This window comes from Paenibacillus solani, assembly GCF_050475945.1.
In the GTDB taxonomy this organism is placed as follows: Bacteria; Bacillota; Bacilli; order Paenibacillales; family Paenibacillaceae; genus Paenibacillus_AQ; species Paenibacillus_AQ solani_A.
This window is the reverse complement of the sequence record NZ_JBCMXJ010000011.1, coordinates 79,753-97,514: the sequence shown is the minus strand read 5'-3', so window position 1 is coordinate 97,514 and position 17,762 is coordinate 79,753. Positions and strand designations below refer to the sequence as shown.

The following is a 17,762-nucleotide window of genomic DNA, read 5'->3' as shown; positions in this document are numbered from 1 at the left end:
AACCTCCTTCTCTAATGAATTAAGGTTCTCCATAATCAACAGTATCTATTCTTACTCCACGAAAACTCAATATTTTCTTAAGAAAGAAGGCTTTGTCTGAAACCACTCTTCCCGGATGGACTGATGAATATTCGAAAAGATCTTTTCAATCATTTGTGTTGAATGGGCAAACATACGGATGGTAAAGCCAGGAACCGATAAAGCAGATATTCCCAATTTATAATCAAGGGTATTATTTTCAATGGCCAAATATAACCGGTCCAGCAGAGAACTGTCCACCCCGCTCCCAATGACGATCATGGACCCTAAATGAGTATATCCCTCCATAAAACCTAATCCCCTTATATTCTGACTCGAAGGCTTTAAGTTGATATGGTCAAAAACCACCAATTCCTCATCGACATATATCTCATTCAACAACTGGATAGTTTTATAACTAAAATGCTCCCCTTCCGGTGACCAGCCCGGCGTAATGATATCGGAATAAAGAAGGGTAGCCGATTGATCCATGCGAATGACGTTTTTATGTTTGAAATGGGCGTTTTGATAAGCGATTAACGGATCAGGGATGTATTCAAGCAAGCTTCCTGGTTTCAGGATGAATTCGGACTCTTGGTAGGCATAATTCTTCGGTGTTCTATAGACCTTCGTGGCACCTTGGGTTGTTAACGTCAGCTTTGCTCCTTCGCCGAGCTGAACCTTCATCTGATACCGGTCACCATCTAGATATCCGCCGCCGGGATTTAATAAATAATAGCAAACTTGACCTGAATCATCGTGATAAACAGGGCGCATGACTTTAAATGCACCCTGAAAATACACATTTTTCGCGACCGTCTTCCCGTTTCTATCCTCAACGTTTAAATCTAATACGCCCGTCCAGTTTTCCATGCTAACCCAATCCTTTTAATAAGGCATTTTCTTTGAGCCAACCCACTACATGATCCAATCCCGTATTATCCTTTAAATTTGTGAAAACAAAGGGTTTGTCACCGCGAAATACTTTGGTATCTGATTCCATGACTTCCAGACTCGCCCCGACATGTGGCGCTAAATCGATTTTATTAATAATAAACAAATCGGATTTAATCATCCCTTGTCCGCCTTTGCGCGGGATTTTCTCACCCTGGGCAACATCAATGATGTATATCGAGAAATCAACCAATTCGGGGCTGAAGGTAGCTGCGAGATTGTCACCGCCACTTTCAACGAAAATGAGCTCAACATCCGGATGCCTTCCTATTAACTCATCAATTGCCGCAAAATTCATCGAGGCATCTTCACGAATGGCCGTGTGCGGACATCCTCCAGTTTCTACGCCAATCACCCGATCAGCAGGAAGGATGCCATTTTGCATTAGAAATTTGGCATCTTCTTTCGTATAGATATCATTGGTTACAACCGCCATACTGAGTTCATCATTTAAATGACGTGTTAGCTTCTCCACGAGCAGCGTTTTGCCTGCACCAACAGGGCCGCCTACACCGATTCTAATGGGTTCCATAAGAACATCACTTCCTTTTTTTCTTTGTTTAAGACATGAAAATGCGAATGTTTACCCGCTCATGCCTCATCTGAGACAACTCAATACCGGGAGAAACCATCCCAAAATCCCCTTCATCCAACTGGCCGATTTTCTCAACAGCTTCTATTAGAACTGGCCCAGCATCATGAAGAATTTTCTGACCGGCTGTCTGTCCCAAAGGGATTCCGCGCACTGCATTTTGCACGAGGCTGGAAACAACAGAATATAAGTAACATGTAACCGTCATTGACTTGGGCACACGAAGATCGTGGGCAACCATCGTAAACACAATCGAAGGGTGACCAAATGATAGCTTGGCTTTAACCCTTTCTTTGTACATCGATAACATGGGCCCCTCGTATAAGGATTGAACAAGATTTAACATCCGCTCACCCATTCGTTGGGTACCTTCCCTCGTTTCGCGAGGCAAATTTTGAACCGTCAGTAATCGATCCATTTTCCATACCTTAGCGTAATCCTCTTCTTCCAGAGCCTGATACACCAGATAACTGGCCAGCCCATCTGCATAGATGAGCTGATCCTGAACATAAACTTGAAGCCAGTGAGAAAAGGTGTCATGGTCGTGTACCACACCCTCTTGAATATAACTTTCAAGTCCATAGGAATGGCTAAAGGCCCCTGTTGGAAAGTTTGAATCACAAAGCTGGAATAAGGATAGAATCCTGTTATCCATGGCTGTGACCAATATGGAGAAACGCCTGTTTAACCTTCCGTTTATCCCGCTGATAAGGAATATCTAAGGCATTTAATAAATCCTCCACGAGATAATCATATTGAACCAGCATCACATCATCTTCAAATTGCGCCGGAAGATGGCGATTGCCTAATTGATGCGCAATGTTCCCCATTTCATGTAAGCTTCTCGGGCTAATCACTAATAAATCATCAGCGAGCACATCAATGACGATCATATTCTTATCGTCCATGTACAATACATCGCCAACCACAAGGTTACGCGCATCCTTAAGACGAATTCCGATTTCTCGGCCATGGTCGGTTTTGACCTTCTGAACCCGCTTCATCAGATGATCGCTTTCCAGGTAAACCTTTTCGATATGGCGTCTTGTTAATTCTTCTTTTTCTAAATTCCCAATATTGGTTTCAATTCTTTCGATCAGCATCTTCTCACCTCAAAATAAAAAATATCGCTGCCCCATCGGAACCTTGTCAACCGGGTCGCATGTAATAAGTTCCCCGTCTACTCTGACCTCATAAGTTTGTGGATCAACGGATAATTCAGGTGTTTCTGAGTTAAGCTTCATATCTTTTTTGGTTAGCTTCCGAATTCCGTGTACAGGCAATACCACTTTCTCTAACCCGAGCTTTTCGTGGACCTTATCATCATAGGCAGCTTGGGATACGAACGTAATCGAGCTCTTCTGCAAAGCTTTACCATATGCTGCATACATTGGACGGCTAATGACAGGCTGTGGCGTTGGAATCGATGCGTTGGCATCTCCCATCATTCCACATACGATAAATCCGCTTTTTAGGACTAATTCCGGTTTCACTCCAAAAAACGCCGGTGACCATACAACAAGATCTGCAATTTTGCCAACCTCGATGGAACCGACATAATCAGCAATCCCATGCGTAATCGCAGGGTTAATCGTATATTTGGCGATGTAACGTTTGGCCCGGTTGTTGTCGGATAGTTTGCTGTCCCCTTGCATAGAACCCCGCTGCAGTTTCATTTTGTCGGCCACTTGCCAGGTCCTAATAATTACCTCACCAATTCGTCCCATGGCTTGGGCATCTGAACTGGTCATGCTGAAAATCCCCATGTCTTGAAGGATATCCTCTGCAGCAATCGTTTCTTTTCGAATCCTGGAATCCGCAAAAGCAAGATCTTCCGGCACAGATGGATTCAGATGGTGGCATACCATGAGCATGTCGAGATGTTCATCTACTGTATTGACCGTGTAGGGTAATGTTGGATTGGTTGAAGAAGGCAGAACATTCATGTAACTTGCCGTTTTAATCAAGTCCGGTGCATGACCTCCACCAGCCCCCTCGGTATGATACATGTGAATCACCCGGTCTTTTAAAGCTGCGATCGTATTTTCTACAAATCCCGCTTCATTCAAAGTATCCGCATGCAGAGCCACTTGCACATCATATTTGTCAGCGACACGTAATGCATGATCAATGGCTGAAGGTGTAGCTCCCCAGTCTTCGTGTACTTTTAATCCAATCGCTCCCGCTCTCACTTGCTCAGCTAATGGTTCTTCCGTTGCAGCTTGGCCTTTCCCGGTCAACCCTACATTGATTGGCAGTCCTTCAATGGCTTCCAGCATCCGATGAATGTTCCACTCGCCTGGAGTGACCGTGGTTGCTCTCGATCCCGCGGTCGGACCTGTACCGCCACCAATTAAAGTGGTGAGTCCTGCAGATAGAGCGGTCTCCACTTGAGCAGGATTAATAAAATGCACATGCGTATCAAGACCGCCGGCAGTTACAATCATTCCTTCACCAGCAATGATTTCAGTTGCGGCGCCAATAACAATATCTACTCCAGACATAACAAGTGGATTTCCGGCTTTTCCGATTCCAGAGATTTTTCCATCACGGATCGCAATATCTGCCTTGTAAATGCCGGTGTAATCCAGGATGACCGCATTGGTAATCACGACATCGGGAATCCCATCACCGCGTGTGACAAGGGGATGCATACCCATTCCATCACGAATCACCTTACCGCCCCCGAAAACAACCTCTTCTCCATAAGTGGTCAGGTCCTTTTCGATTTGGATAAATATTTCCGTATCTGCCAGACGAATCGAATCTCCGGTCGTTGGCCCATACATCTCTGCATATTGTTTTCTGGGCATCTTAAAACTCATTGATCTGACCCTCTTTCCAACGATCCATCAATTTTATTGTTAAATCCATAGACTATGCGTTCTCCTCCATAGGAAACCAACTCCACTTCTTTTTCATCTCCAGGCTCAAAACGAACAGCGGCTCCAGAAGGAATATTTAGTCGTTTACCCAAGGCCTCTTCCCTGTTAAATTTCAGACCTTCGTTGACTTCATAAAAATGATAGTGGGAACCTACTTGTACAGGGCGGTCTCCGGTATTGGTTACTTTCAGAATGTACAGGTCTCTTCCATCGTTACAAATGATGGGTTCCTCTTTTAAAAATAATTGACCAGGTTCCATTTCCATGATGTAGATCCTCCTTTAGCTTTATCGAATGGGGCTGTGAACGGTAACCAGCTTTGTTCCATCCGGAAAAGTGGCTTCCACTTGAATGTCGTCAATCATATCTGCTATTCCTTCGATAACATCATTACGTGTTAGAATCGTCGCCCCAAATTCCATTAATTCGGCAACTGTTTTTCCATCTCTTGCACCTTCCAAAACTTCATAGGTAATGAGGGCAACAGCTTCAGGGTAGTTTAACCTTAACCCTCTTTCCCGCCTTCTTCTCGCAAGATCAGCTGCCACAACAATCATAAGTTTGTCTATTTCGCGTGGTACGAGTAGCATCTTCAACCCCCCTTACACATTTTGGTAAAACCCCTATATGCTATTAACATAATTTCCAAATTGGATTAACTTATACTTAAGAGAATTCATCAAGGGAAAGGTCAACCATTCAGAAGTATTATTAGGGAGGATATTGGTGGGCTTTGTAGAATTATTACATGATTTTAGTAGTTTCCAAGAAAACTCTGGCATCGCCTAACAAGGTGTTTTCGACGCCAATCTGTCTAATTCTAGCAATCGGTTGCTCATTTAATTTTCTATGTGGAGGATATAACCATGACTTTAGATCATGAATTCTTATCATTTCTTGTTCAAGCTAAGAAAACAACTTATGCATCAGGAAGCGGAGCATTGATAGAACCATGTCGAATGGGCTCCAAAGATTTGCCCTACAAAGATGGTGATTACGCATATATGGACAGTTATTTTGGTGAAATCAATTTTATTGGACAAGAGATCGTTTGGCATCAGGAAAAAGCACTTTGGGGGATGAATTACTATGGCTATACCCACGATCCTATTGAGGGCTTTCCGGACTTTTTATTTGAGTGCTTGAAGCAGGTTACACCTGAAGCACCTTATCGTGGACCGAAACATTATAAGAATGATATTTTTGAATACCATTGTTCTTGGTCAGGCGATCTCAATAAATTTCAAGGAGAAGAGTCTATTCGGTATAATGATCGAGTGATCTTTAGCCTTTTATTTCATGGTGGGAATATTCAGCATGTGTAGAAAATCCCTCTGAAGTCATAAATACAGGAGATCAAAAAGTAAAAACAATCTGACAGCAAAAGCGGAGCTATAAAGGAGCCCATGAATGAGCGTTCTAAAAAAATTTAGAAATGACTATGTCACTTGGCATGCGAATCGTATTAAGATTCCCGACTTCAAACCAAGCAAGATGATCAGACAAAAAGCAGTCTTTGCCGGAAAGGTACAAAAGGTAGGATTCCGCCTGGAACTATCCTGTATTGCTCAAAGAATGAAATTAACCGGTTGGGTGAGAAATTTGGAGGATGGCAGCGTGGAAGCAGAATTACAAGGGGAAGAGCTGCATATTGATTTTCTGGTCAAGTGTATGCAGTCATTGAAACGTGCGAGTGTAAACAACCTGACGATAACAGAGCTGCCTACTGTAGAGGGTGAAGATAGCTTTACAATTCAGAAGTAACAGGACTTTATACATAACTAGAAGCCAAAAGCATTCACCCGCTTTTGGCTTCATTTTATTCTCATCTGATGGAACGCCGCGACGCCCTACCCTTTGGCTCTGGTTATTTCCTCATTAATCATGTCCTCACCCATTTTCTCTTGTGCAGCTTCATCTTCTTTAAAATTCTCCAGGAAATATTCTCTTGCTGGATGCAATGTGATCTCTTCCCCATTCGTTACGGGATATAATAGTTGATACTCCAAATCGTCGTTGCCATTGTTGGTTACCTCTACTTTAAGCGGAAGGCTGAGTTGTTGTTCTTGATTGAATTCAGGCTCCTTTTCCTTAAGGTAGCCATCTATCATATCTTGAGCTATCTTCCGTTCATCGTCAGGTTTTATTTTTGCTAAGGCCTCTTTCATCCCTCTAATTAGAGGACTGTCCGCAGGATTCCTTATTAAAGTCATGGTATAACTGACATTCGCATCGACGGATGTTTTATCTCCTTCGTCCTGTTCATTCAGAAACTGAACCGATATATTGTCGATTCTGTAATGTTGGGGATCCCAGGTTTCTGCGAATAGTGATTTAATATCTTCAGTAATTATGTTCTTATCTTTATCCGATAATTTGTGAGCTCCCTTCTCTTGTTGTTCAGCCTCCGGCTTATCTTCTTTTACTTTGGTTGGTCCACAACCTGTCAACAAAATGACAAGCACAATTGCAGACCACAGGAGGTATGTTTTCTTTTTCGTTTTGGGCATACCTGTAACCTCTTTCCTTTAGTGTGATTGGATGAGATCATTGGGACTATTAGGCCTATATATAATACAACGCTAACTTTTATAAGATCGTTATGCGAATTCTACCAAGTATTTTGAATTTAGACATATATAGTAAAAACTCCACATGGGTTATAGACTGACAGAAGCGGGGATATCAACCATTTATGAGCATCGCCTTCTTGAACCAGAAAAAAGAAGCATCCCAAGTCGGTTAAACTTGTGGGATGCCTCTTCGAGAGTCAAAAGTATGCTTCTATACATGTTGCAATCATCAGGCGGTTTTCTGTGGTTTCGCTGGAGCTGTAACCGCACCGCCTGACTTGCGCTTGGACAGATCCATCTTGCGCTGCAGTATGCCAAGCACGACATCCGCCACGATCGCCAGCACTGCCGCAGGAATGGCGCCTGCAAAAATTCGCAGAGAGTTATTACTGTTCAGTCCAGCATAAATCTCCCGCCCAAGTCCCCCTCCTCCTACGAGAGGAGCGATCGTCACTACGCCGATGGCAATGACGGCTGCAATGCGCAGACCTGACATAATATACGTCAGTGAAAGCGGAAATCGCACGCTGATGAGCAATTGGAAGGGACTCATGCCAATCCCCTTACCCGATTCCAAATAGCTGGTGTCTACCTGCTGCAATCCAACATACGTATTACGTGTGATTGGGTTCAGTGAATACAGGAACAATCCAACCATGACCGTCTTCGTGCCGAGGCCCAGCCATAGCATGAGGATAACCAGCATCGCAAGGCTCGGTACGACTTGAAGAATATTGGTTATAAACAGAATGATCTTGGCAGCCCATTTGTTCTTGGAACAGAGAATGCCGAGGGGCACTCCGATAATGACGGCCAGCCCGAGACCGATTACAACCATCGTAATATGCTGGAGGAAGAACTCCCAGAGCATATCTTTATTCCGCGATATATACGACAAAAAATCTGAAAATGTTAAATGTTCACTTTCCATGCTAACCCTCCTTTAGCTTTTCAAGAGGCCCTGCTCTTTCAAGTACGCGATCGCGACCTCCCGCTCGCTTTTCTTCTCGATATCCACCTGATAATTGAGCGATATCATGGTGTCTGCATCCAGCTTACCGACGATAGGCGCTATCGCATCCTGAATTTCAGGATGCTCCTTCAAGAGGTCCGAACGCAGTACCGGACTTGCATCATAAGGAGGGAAGAATTGCTTATCATCCTGAAGCGTTTGTAGTTCGTAGGCTTTCAGCCGGGAATCCGTTGAATAGGCCAGCACGATATCAACCTGCTCGTTGGCTACCGCGCTGTATACCAAGCTGATTTCCATAGGGAATATTTGACCGAATTTAATATCATAGGCTTTGGAGAATGCCGGATATCCATCCGTGCTTCTCTCCAGCCACGTTGTATCTACGCCAAGCTTCATATTGGCCATGTCTTTTTTGACATCGGAAATTTTGGTGTATCCATTCGTTTCGGCAAGATCTCGTCTTACCGTGAACGCGTACGTGTTCTCAAAACCCAGAGGATTCATCCAGGTGAAACCAAAGTATTCCTGAAATCCTTCCTGCGCTTCCTTGAGCACTTCTGCACGGTCTTTCGTACCGCTAATCGGGAAATGGTTGTTGAATATTTCGCCGGTATAGAGTGTCGACATCTGAACATCGTTTTTCTTCATCGCATTGATGACCAATGAGCTTGATGCCAGATCCGGGATAATATCCACTTTCAGATCCGTTTGGTCTTCGATCAAAGCTTTATAGATTTCGGCAATAATCTTGGTTTCGGTATAGGTTTGGGTCCCGATCGTAATATCGCTTTTAATTCCGCATGCGGAAGTGAATGCGACTATCATCATCAGGCCGACCAACGTAGTTATCCATTTGAGTTTCTTCAGTGCCATCACGCCTCCCTTGTTCCGCCGACTCGCTGTCTTTTCGTTGATATGGCTCATATCGCAGCGTCCCGAGTCTGATTCTGATGGTAATGCTTGCTGAGCCAGCCTTCGAGAAGACCAAGCAGACCGTCAGCCACCAGCGCCAAGAGAATCGCCCCAATGCCCCCGATGAATATCATCTCAGGCTTGTTGACGCCAAGGCCCGATACAATAAGCTGGCCCAAGCCGCCAGCACCAATCAGGGAAGCCAGTGTGGCCCAGCTGATGATGTATACCGTCGTAATGCGGATACCGGACATGATGTAAGGAAGCGATAAGGGAAGCTGAATTCTCAGAATCGTTTGGGCAATGCTGTATCCCATCCCTCGGGCGGAATTGAGCGCACCTTTATCCACGGAGTGAAATCCGTCATACGTATTCCGTAGAATCGGCATCAGGGAATATAGAAACAGCGCCAATATGGCCGGCTTCATGCCGATGCCAAGCAGCGGGATAAGAATCGCCAGAAGTGCCAGACTGGGAACCGTCTGAAACAGATTCGCAATGAAAAAGACGATACGGTTGATCCAGCCCACCCGGTTGTATACGAGCAGAATGCCGATTGGTACGGCAATGATCGTCCCGAGCAGCACGGCAGAGAACGATAGGACGAGATGCTCCTGCAAAGCCTTCAGAATATCCGGATAACGATCCGTGATAAAACTCCAAAATGCATTCATATTACTCACCCTCTCCGCTTAGCTCAGGAGGAGCTATCGTTGGGTAGACTTCGGCTAGATGCTTAACGACACTACCTCTCGTAATGAGTCCGAGAAAGCGGTTGTTGCTGTCGATGACGGGGAGATTGCTGAGCTGGTGGCTGTCCATGATCTCGATCGCCTGCGGAAGCGTGCTCCCCGAAGCAACGGAATAACGGACCGGATGCATAACGTCCGCCACGGTTTTGCCTTCCTCGCCGTATTGATCGAGCACTCGGTAGATCGAAACCGCGCCTTGAAGCTGCCGGTTGCGATCCACGATCAGCAGCGAATCGACCCGCTTCATTTCCATCATTTTGATGGCTTCTGCCAGTCCACGGCTCGGGAAAGCCGTGACCGGATTCGTAATCATCACTTCATCGACAAGCGGAATTTCATAGGTGCTTTCGCTTTCGTTTTCATTTTGCAGACGTTTCGAACCGATAAAGTCACGCACAAAATCATTGGCAGGATGCCGCAAAATACTGTCCGGTCTGCCTGTTTGAACCACTTCACCATCTTTCATCAGAACGATGGTGTCGGCAATTTTAATAGCTTCATCCATATCATGCGTAACAAAGATAATCGTTTTATTAAGCTCCTGCTGAAGCCGGATCAGCTCATCCTGAAGCTGCTCACGGCTGATCGGATCCAGTGCCGAGAACGGCTCATCCATAAGGATAATGTCGGGTTCTGCGGCAAGTGCGCGCACGACACCTACACGCTGTTGCTGTCCGCCGCTAAGCTCGGATGGATAGCGAGTGCCATAAATGGTGTGATCGAGTCCGACCATATCCAGCAATTCATTCACTTTCTGCTCTATTCTGTCTTTATCCCATTTCTTCAGACGCGGAACCACAGCCGCGTTCTTGGAGATATTCATATGCGGGAATAAACCAACGCTTTGAATGACATAGCCGATATTGCGTCGAAGTTCTACCGGATTCATTTTGGAGATATCCTTGCCGTCAATCAGCACTTTACCCGATGATGGCGTATTGAGCGCATTGATCAGCTTCATGGTTGTCGATTTGCCGCAACCACTCGGTCCAATCAGGACGGTAATCTCCCCTTTTTTGAATTCGAGATTAATGTCTTTCAACGCGTGAAAGCCATTATCATAAACCTTGTTCACATGCTCCAGTACTATCATTCAATCGCCCCTTTGCAAGCAGTATCCATATTATGCGGAGCATTTGGCAAATCATCCATCCATGACAAAAAAACGGTTGCGGGGAAACGTCAATGTCGGATTTAAGGAAGGCAGCAGCCTTGTTATGTAGAAATGGAAATGAAGCTAACAAGTTAGCTTTAAAAGAAAGCAAAATCGATAAAATGAAGCGCATCATCTAGGGGTGGAAACAAATCATTAGAGGAAACCCTGAGGTATAAACAACTTAAGTCAAAAAACTTCGGTACAACATTGACTTACTTACCAAAAACTCCACCTTATTTGCTTTTGTAGCCTGCCAAGCTCTGCAATCCCCTGTTACATCCATCCGACAAAACATCTAAAGCCTGTGTGCCCCAGTTCGTATAATGGGAAGATATATTCAGCCCAGCTGGATATATGCCAAATGCGTAAGCAGGAAACGAGTCCCTTATGAATAGGTCCGTATAACTGCAATAATATGTTTAGTACAATTACCCAATTTGCATAGAAGTGAAACATGTATAACGAACGATTTTTAATATTGATGCCTCGGAACCAGAATTACCCAGAAGGCAAGCGTGTTCATTAACGATATCCAGGGAGTTAATCAGGAGGACAAAGACAGCAGATAACAACATATTCAGGCATCTACGCTACCAGCCTTACGTTCTCGCTTGTATAATATTGGAGGAGAGGGGGATTGTTATGAGAATAGGTGAATTAGTTGGGATGGGTAATACCGCTAATGTTTATCGATGGGGAAATCATGAGGTTATCAAGGTATTCCATGATCATTTCAATTCAACGTATGAAGCAAATAAGGAAGCAAAAAATGCAGAGCTGATCAGCAGCTTAAATCTTCGAGCGCCTCAATATTCAGGTTTATTGGAGTATGAAGGGAAGTCCTGCCTCGTCTATGAACGAATTGATGGGCCGACCATGCTCTGGCAGATCGAACCCACCAAAGAAAATATATCTTATCATGCCAAGTTAATGGCACAGCTTCACGCTGAAATCCATCAGGCCAGGGTCGATATGGAGCCGAATCTCAAAACAGAGATTGGAGCATTAATCGACTCGTCAGCAGTCACCAATGATCATGAGAAACAGATGATTCAGCATATTCTTCACACCTTGCCTGAAGGCCATACTGTCTGCCATTATGATTTTCACCCGGATAACATCATCATCTCACCCCAAGGCCCTATTGTGATTGACTGGCTGAATGTATGGATTGGACATCAAGCAGCTGATGTTGCCAGAAGCTCTATGATGATGCAGTCTCATTCACTCCCGCCAAATGCTCCAGATTGGTTAGCCAACAGACCACTTCGCGAGTTATTTCATCATGAATATTTGAAAGAATACGGTCTGCTAACAGGAATGGACGAGACCATGATCAACGAATGGATGGCCCCTACTTTAGCCGCTCGTATTGTAGAGATGAAGAATGATAGGGACAGTGAAAATGTTAAGAAGCTGCGGATGATATTGCAGCACAGCAGTGAAGTTCGTTAATGAATTATCGGCCTGGTGGTAAGGCGAATGACCCGAAGGTGAGATAGATTTGGGCGCTTCTTAAGTGAAATGATACATAGCAAATCATATGAAAATATAAAAAGAGCCTGAGTTCTCCCTTAAGAGAAGAACCCGGGCTCTTTCTGTCATGCCTATTAAATCATTCTATGTTGCTCATTTTACTTCACATCGTCACTGATGTTCTTGATCCACTCTTCGATTCCGTCGGAGTTTCTTTCAGATTCATGGGATATGGTCGCTTCTTGCACGTCACCAAATGCCCAATGGATCTTCGGCATATCAGGGAACTGCTGCTCCACACCTTGCAGTGGACCGCGATACAGCATGCGGTTGATCAAGGTTACGGCTTCGGACCGGATAATCTGGCTCTTCGGTTTGAAGGATCCATCCGGGTAGCCGGACAAGAACTGATTACGGTATAACCCTTCAATCGCATCGGCAGCCCAGTATCCCTCGATATCATTAAAATGCAGTTCTCCTGACTTGCTGATATCAAGCTTCAGGAACCTGGTCATGACCGAAGCCAGCTCGCCCCGCGTTACCTTCACATCCGGACGGAAGGTGCCGTCAGCAAATCCATTGAAATAACCATGCTTGGTTGCAATCTTGATATAATTCGCAGCCCAGTAGTCCGCTGGTACATCCTTATAGCTCAGTGGAGCAGAGGATTCGCTATTCTCAGTCAGACGTGCCACAATCGCTGCCAACTCTGCACGGGTCAGTGACCGATTCGGTTTGAATTCACCATCAGGGTAACCCAAGATATACCGCTGATGATTCAAATGCTCGAATCCAGTAGAGAATACTTTAATTTTCAACATCGATGTTGCTTGTACCTTAGTACTGGATCCCACTGTGAAAATTCCTTTTACATCATGGATGACTTCTTTGACATCCAAGTTTGGCCACTTCAATACAATTTCATATTTTCCGGACTGTTTTCCTGCCAAATTTCCCACCGTCCAAGTGATCGTACTGCCTTCTACCAGACCACCAGCTGCATCTATCACTTCTACTCCTTCAGGAAGTTGGATTGTGATTTTGCCACCTTCGATAGCAGAGGAAGATTCATTCTTATAATTGACGGTGATCTTGGATTGTCCGCCCTCTTGAACAAGGTTCTTATCTACAGACAAATTCAAAGATACTGCTGGTTGATCTTTAGGAGTCTCCTCCGGTTTAACTGGCGAAGCAGGTTCTCCCTGTCCCTGGCCAGTTGGCCGGTACAACTGCACATCATGCTTCACAATATCCCAATTGACCTCAATCTTTGGACTTGTGTAAGAGTTGTATCCATTCTTCGTTACGGTCAGATAGTAATCCGTCTCAGGGTATACCATATAGGCATAGAAACCGTTCATATCACTCTTCTGGCCAGGGCTTGCGTTGCCGTTAGGAGCAAAATCCGCGATCGGCGGCAGGTACACCTTGGTATTCGGTTTGATACCGTTCGCTGTGTTTCTTTCTGTATTGGCATAGTACAATGTCACGTCGGCGCCCTCGATAGCGGCTTTCGTTTTCCCATCAGTAATAGTTCCATATGGGTCAACTAGCTCCTGCACAATATTCAGCTCGCCATCCTCGGTAACCCGAACCTCTGGATAGCTGATCTTTTTCGGATCCTGCGGATCCCGTTTTCCGTTGATCAGGATCTCCTTATATTTACCGGTAGGTCCGTTCTCGTCGTAGACTTCCATCTCGTACCAGATCTCAAGACTATACTTCTGATTAGCCACTAAGCCATCCGCACTGAATACGCCTTGCGTTCCAAGCTCGAACGGTTTCTTCACGCCATTCCCATCTTTGATGTAGTTGCCGTTCTCGTTTTTAAGATAGACTTTCATATGCTCCGACAGATTGCTGCCGAGTAAACTCGACTTGCCGTCAGGATTCTTGAATAAAACGATACCTGTTACGGTTTTATCGGAATCAAATACCTCGCTGTTCCCGTTGAGCTTATCAACAACAGCCTTTTGCGTGAAAGTAACCGGTGTTCTAACACCACCGATAACAATGTCTTGCACGAACTCGATATGATAGGTTGCATCGCCTTTTGGAACCGGAAGTGAATATGCACCGTTAGCATCCGTAATCACGGTTTCGATGAAATCAACACCCGCTTCGATTTTTCCATCGCCATTCAGGTCCAGCGTCACCTGTATTTTGGTGTTAGATACCGGTGTACGCGAGCCGCCTTCTGTGATAACCCCTTGGATCGTAGCAGGCTGGAATGTGATGAGAATATGATCTTCTCCATATAGACCCTGTTCCGGTTCATCTACCGTCACGGTAACAGCGATGGACTGATTCTCCACTCCACTGATTTGAGGTGATTTGAATGTTACGACAGCTTTCCCGTCCTCATCCGTTACTGCGATATTCGAACCAATGAACTCACCTTGTCCAGCTGGTGCATCGAAGACCACTTGGACACCCTTAACCGGTTTGCCGTCTCCATCCTTCAATACGGCTGTTAACTCTGTCGTCGACTTGCCGTCTCCAGGAATAGCTGCCGGATTCGCTGTGATCGTAAGCTTCGTGCCTACAACCTTGAATTGATTGTCCTGAAGCTTCGTTTCAGGTGGCAATTCCTGTCCTGACCCGCTATAGGCCTCAAAAGTTACAGTATACGTACCAGCAGCCGTGTCCATAGGCAGTACGCAATTACCCGGATGGACTCCCTTCGGCAAGGCGCAGCTGCTGTTGCTCCATGTTTTATAACCAACGGTTTCCGCTTCTTGCGAGTTAACCTCCACAAGTGGAACGATAACCCCGTTTACAATCGCATTCACCTGCTGAGCCTTAAGCGAGCTGACCGCAGATAGCTTCAAAGGCTTCCCGGGAATGGCTGTAACAATTTCATTGTCTCCCTGATTCTGTTCACCGACCCAGCCATCCAGCGCGCGGTTCATCTGGATCGTAACTACTGCAGGCTCACTGACCTGGCTGTACACATCATCGGTTACGGTAAATGAGAAGGTATCCGTGCCGCCAATGAAATCAGAGTTTGGAATATAGGTCCATACATGATCTCCGGAAGATGTCGGTTCCAATACCCCCTTGGCAGGCTGCCCTACAATGTTGTAGCCCAGAACCGAGCTCTCGGCATCTTGTCCTGTTAATGTGATCGGGATTTGAGGGGTACCCTCTTCTACCTCAATCAACTGGGCATTAGCTACGGGTCTTCCATCATAGGTGATGATAATCTTGCCTGTGTTCTCGGAATTTTGTTTCCCGTCTCCTCCCTGCCATTCAATCATAACTGGGGGAGATAGCGGCAGATCCGGTACAGGAATAAAGATCACATTAGCCAAATCTGTTACATCAATCTTGCCTGTGATATCTCTATAGGTTGCATCGGTCACCGTATTATATTGAAGCTTTCCTTGACTAGCATCAATGCTGATAATCTCAATGCTCTTCAGTGCGTCGCCATCCGCATCGGTAATTTTAAAGTCACTTGCAGGGATAGTTACGTTTTGCCCTTCAAGGCCCGGCTTTGCAATATCTAAGGAAACAGGCGGATTATTGATTTGGATTTTCACCGTTGCTGGATCCTTTGCATACTGCACACCGTCTGAAGCATTCCATGTAAAAGATACGGTACCCGTCTGATCTTTGCCCGCTGGTATGTACACTAGAGAGCCCAAATCGGCCCAAGGAATCTCCATCCCTTGTGTTACATCAACCGTACCTAGGGTCAATTTCCCCTTATCCGGTGATGGCAGCGAGAGAATGGTTATATGCTCCGGATCTGCTTGCGCGTCTCCATCCTGGATTGCTTTCTTGATCTCGCTGCTAAGAGGGATCGTATCCTCTCCCTTGTTAGCCGGAATAACGACATGCTCAAGTACTGGTGCAAGATTAGGCGTGATGGTTACATCTGCATCAAACTGAGCGTATTTCTGTTTGCTCTGATCAAAACCGTTCCACTTGAAAGTAACCGGCTGCTTGAAGCTGCCGTCTTGGGCAGGGACAAACTTGAGGTTGTCCAAATCCGCAGTCGGAATCTCATCCCCCGTAGCTACATCATCATGGCCAAGCACGAGACGGCCTACTGCCGGATCCGGTAAGGACACGATCTTTACTTTTTCCAGTGTATTGTCCTGCTGACCATTGATTTTGGAGAACTTCTCTGCAAAATCTTGCTGGCTAAAGTCGGTTGTTTCATATTGAGGACGGTTGTCCTTCTCGATATTAGCCACCTTAGGGTCAAAGGTAGAAATAGAATAGATCTGCTGAACTTCCAGTGGATCGATATCAATTGCCATAGGCGTATTAGCCACATCTTTTGGATTCTCTGTTAATGCACCGCCATCTTCATACAAAATCACGTTGAGGGTGTATTCTTTGTTCGGATCCAAGGTGACATTTTTGAGGATAATTTCAGAATCTACAGGCACGCCAGCAGTACTTCCTTTAATCCGCTTTTGTCCAAGCCCCACATTCTGATCTACTATATCTCCACCCATCGCAACCTTCTCAATGACACTCACTTCTAAAGAGAAGTTTCCATTTACTTTCGGCAGGAAGTTGGTGTTTATGATGAGGTCATTGCTATTACTTCCGGTACCTTTCTCCATTGTTGCATTGGTGATCTCACCTTTGTTACGGGCTCCACCGTTTATCACAAGCTGACCCCAATCGACAGTCATCTGCCAGTTAGAGTTTGGTGAGCTAGGGTCCTGATAGTAATGATGGATGGTAATACCTACATAATTCTCCCCCTGCACAATCTTACTTGGATCAATAGGGAGTACTGTTGTATTCCATTTTAAGTCACTACCGGAAAGGGCTCCTACGAATGCGTCACTATGCATTTCTTTTGCATACTTGTTATTTGGGAGACCCGCTCCAGGAATGGGGTATTTCCAATTCGTATAATTATAGTCTAAGCGGATATGATCCGGATTTGAGGAAAAGTAGACCCGGTCCCATTCTCCATCTGTACTATTGTTATAGTTCCCGTCTTCTTCATCAACATCATACGCTCGAATTAGCAAATATGCATTGGCATCGCTTGGAACGGGCTGATCCACATCAAATTTAAATTCAATCGGAAACTTGTCATAGTTATCGGCTGGTGCATTGTTCTGATTCTTTATCCCGATATCCAAATCTCCATCAATTTGAGTAGAACCTGGTCCGCCCCAATTATCGGTATCAACAAAATAAGTAGCCCCATTTACCGGGCCTCCCGCAGCTGCGGCGATTGCAGCCGGCGAGAACGTGCTTATCGTAATCAACAGTGCCATAAATGTTGAGAACAATCGTTTACTCCATCGTAATCGTGATCTGTCTTTCAATAAAATCGACTCCCTCTGCTTCTGAATGACTTTTTTCAAACCCAAAAATATAAAATGACACTTATTACAAACAATATGTTCTTCCCTTGATTTCTAATGGGAGGAAAGTTCATGGGCAACAACCACTGTAACAGATCGATCTCTACAAAAACTCTACAAATATCG

16 protein-coding genes are annotated in these 17,762 nt (G+C 45.1%); 3 read left to right on the top strand and 13 right to left on the bottom strand.

What is annotated here, in order from left to right; translation table 11 throughout:
- Positions 1–66 precede the first annotated feature (66 nt).
- The 7 genes from ABEQ74_RS13345 to ABEQ74_RS13315 are packed head-to-tail and all read right to left on the bottom strand — an operon-like array spanning position 67 to position 5,039.
- The gene (locus tag ABEQ74_RS13345; protein ID WP_430122653.1) at positions 67–891 is read right to left on the bottom strand and encodes an urease accessory protein UreD; all 825 of its coding nucleotides are present in this window, start codon (positions 889–891) and stop codon (positions 67–69) included.
- A gap of 1 nt (position 892) precedes the next feature.
- Complete coding sequence (ureG, locus tag ABEQ74_RS13340) at positions 893–1,504, bottom strand: urease accessory protein UreG (protein WP_430122652.1); 612 nt, start codon at positions 1,502–1,504, stop codon at positions 893–895.
- Between the two features lie 28 nt (positions 1,505–1,532).
- The gene (locus tag ABEQ74_RS13335) at positions 1,533–2,219 is read right to left on the bottom strand and encodes an urease accessory protein UreF (protein WP_430122671.1); all 687 of its coding nucleotides are present in this window, start codon (positions 2,217–2,219) and stop codon (positions 1,533–1,535) included.
- Positions 2,212–2,667 carry an urease accessory protein UreE gene (gene ureE / locus ABEQ74_RS13330; RefSeq protein WP_430122651.1) on the bottom strand — a complete coding sequence of 152 codons (456 nt, stop codon included), beginning with the start codon at positions 2,665–2,667 and terminating at the stop codon, positions 2,212–2,214. Before ureE ends, ABEQ74_RS13335 begins: the two co-directional genes overlap by 8 nt.
- Positions 2,668–2,676: 9 nt before the next feature.
- The gene (ureC, locus tag ABEQ74_RS13325; protein WP_430122650.1) at positions 2,677–4,389 is read right to left on the bottom strand and encodes an urease subunit alpha; all 1,713 of its coding nucleotides are present in this window, start codon (positions 4,387–4,389) and stop codon (positions 2,677–2,679) included.
- On the bottom strand, positions 4,386–4,709 hold the full coding sequence (locus ABEQ74_RS13320; RefSeq protein WP_430122670.1) for an urease subunit beta: 324 nt from the start codon (positions 4,707–4,709) through the stop codon (positions 4,386–4,388). Before ABEQ74_RS13320 ends, ureC begins: the two co-directional genes overlap by 4 nt.
- 27 nt (positions 4,710–4,736) lie before the next feature.
- On the bottom strand, positions 4,737–5,039 hold the full coding sequence (locus ABEQ74_RS13315) for an urease subunit gamma (protein ID WP_430122649.1): 303 nt from the start codon (positions 5,037–5,039) through the stop codon (positions 4,737–4,739).
- A gap of 276 nt (positions 5,040–5,315) precedes the next feature.
- Between ABEQ74_RS13315 and ABEQ74_RS13310 the strand changes: the two genes are divergently transcribed.
- Both ABEQ74_RS13310 and ABEQ74_RS13305 read left to right on the top strand, forming a co-directional pair.
- Positions 5,316–5,774 carry a DUF5680 domain-containing protein gene (locus tag ABEQ74_RS13310; RefSeq protein ID WP_430122648.1) on the top strand — a complete coding sequence of 153 codons (459 nt, stop codon included), beginning with the start codon at positions 5,316–5,318 and terminating at the stop codon, positions 5,772–5,774.
- Positions 5,775–5,859: 85 nt separating this feature from the next.
- A complete protein-coding gene (locus ABEQ74_RS13305; protein ID WP_430122647.1) occupies positions 5,860–6,213 on the top strand; it encodes an acylphosphatase in 354 nt (117 codons plus the stop codon).
- A gap of 86 nt (positions 6,214–6,299) precedes the next feature.
- Here ABEQ74_RS13305 and ABEQ74_RS13300 read toward each other — a convergent pair whose 3' ends face one another.
- From ABEQ74_RS13300 to ABEQ74_RS13280, 5 genes are all read right to left on the bottom strand, one after another.
- Complete coding sequence (locus tag ABEQ74_RS13300) at positions 6,300–6,959, bottom strand: hypothetical protein (RefSeq protein ID WP_430122646.1); 660 nt, start codon at positions 6,957–6,959, stop codon at positions 6,300–6,302.
- A 292-nt stretch (positions 6,960–7,251) separates the two neighbouring features.
- A complete protein-coding gene (locus ABEQ74_RS13295) occupies positions 7,252–7,953 on the bottom strand; it encodes an ABC transporter permease (protein ID WP_430122645.1) in 702 nt (233 codons plus the stop codon).
- A gap of 12 nt (positions 7,954–7,965) precedes the next feature.
- Positions 7,966–8,868: an osmoprotectant ABC transporter substrate-binding protein gene (locus ABEQ74_RS13290; protein ID WP_430122669.1), complete on the bottom strand. Its 903-nt coding sequence runs from the start codon at positions 8,866–8,868 to the stop codon at positions 7,966–7,968.
- 47 nt (positions 8,869–8,915) lie between these two features.
- Positions 8,916–9,581: an ABC transporter permease gene (locus ABEQ74_RS13285; protein WP_053490554.1), complete on the bottom strand. Its 666-nt coding sequence runs from the start codon at positions 9,579–9,581 to the stop codon at positions 8,916–8,918.
- A 1-nt stretch (position 9,582) separates the two neighbouring features.
- Positions 9,583–10,752, bottom strand: coding sequence for an ABC transporter ATP-binding protein (locus tag ABEQ74_RS13280; protein ID WP_430122644.1), 1,170 nt, complete (start codon positions 10,750–10,752; stop codon positions 9,583–9,585).
- Between the two features lie 705 nt (positions 10,753–11,457).
- Here ABEQ74_RS13280 and ABEQ74_RS13275 point away from each other — a divergent pair.
- Positions 11,458–12,270 (top strand): phosphotransferase family protein, encoded by an 813-nt coding sequence (locus tag ABEQ74_RS13275; RefSeq protein ID WP_430122643.1) that lies wholly within the window; start codon positions 11,458–11,460, stop codon positions 12,268–12,270.
- A gap of 179 nt (positions 12,271–12,449) precedes the next feature.
- On the opposite strand, the gene ABEQ74_RS13270 is transcribed toward ABEQ74_RS13275, so the two are convergent.
- Entirely contained in the window at positions 12,450–17,597 is a 5,148-nt protein-coding gene (locus ABEQ74_RS13270; protein WP_430122642.1) for an S-layer homology domain-containing protein, read from the bottom strand.
- Between the last annotated feature and the right edge of the window lie 165 nt (positions 17,598–17,762).

Bases quoted from the DNA above. Each gene is read 5' to 3' on its own strand.
- ABEQ74_RS13305 (WP_430122647.1), top strand. From the start codon at position 5,860: ATGAGCGTTCTAAAAAAATTTAGAAATGACTATGTCACTTGGCATGCG.
- ureG (WP_430122652.1), bottom strand. From the start codon at position 1,504: ATGGAACCCATTAGAATCGGTGTAGGCGGCCCTGTTGGTGCAGGCAAA.
- ABEQ74_RS13285 (WP_053490554.1), bottom strand. From the start codon at position 9,581: ATGAATGCATTTTGGAGTTTTATCACGGATCGTTATCCGGATATTCTG.
- ABEQ74_RS13335 (WP_430122671.1), bottom strand. From the start codon at position 2,219: ATGGATAACAGGATTCTATCCTTATTCCAGCTTTGTGATTCAAACTTT.
- ABEQ74_RS13320 (WP_430122670.1), bottom strand. From the start codon at position 4,709: ATGGAACCTGGTCAATTATTTTTAAAAGAGGAACCCATCATTTGTAAC.
- ureC (WP_430122650.1), bottom strand. From the start codon at position 4,389: ATGAGTTTTAAGATGCCCAGAAAACAATATGCAGAGATGTATGGGCCA.
- ABEQ74_RS13300 (WP_430122646.1), bottom strand. From the start codon at position 6,959: ATGCCCAAAACGAAAAAGAAAACATACCTCCTGTGGTCTGCAATTGTG.
- ureE (WP_430122651.1), bottom strand. From the start codon at position 2,667: ATGCTGATCGAAAGAATTGAAACCAATATTGGGAATTTAGAAAAAGAA.
- ABEQ74_RS13280 (WP_430122644.1), bottom strand. From the start codon at position 10,752: ATGATAGTACTGGAGCATGTGAACAAGGTTTATGATAATGGCTTTCAC.
- ABEQ74_RS13315 (WP_430122649.1), bottom strand. From the start codon at position 5,039: ATGCTACTCGTACCACGCGAAATAGACAAACTTATGATTGTTGTGGCA.
- ABEQ74_RS13310 (WP_430122648.1), top strand. From the start codon at position 5,316: ATGACTTTAGATCATGAATTCTTATCATTTCTTGTTCAAGCTAAGAAA.
- ABEQ74_RS13290 (WP_430122669.1), bottom strand. From the start codon at position 8,868: ATGGCACTGAAGAAACTCAAATGGATAACTACGTTGGTCGGCCTGATG.
- ABEQ74_RS13295 (WP_430122645.1), bottom strand. From the start codon at position 7,953: ATGGAAAGTGAACATTTAACATTTTCAGATTTTTTGTCGTATATATCG.
- ABEQ74_RS13275 (WP_430122643.1), top strand. From the start codon at position 11,458: ATGAGAATAGGTGAATTAGTTGGGATGGGTAATACCGCTAATGTTTAT.
- ABEQ74_RS13345 (WP_430122653.1), bottom strand. From the start codon at position 891: ATGGAAAACTGGACGGGCGTATTAGATTTAAACGTTGAGGATAGAAAC.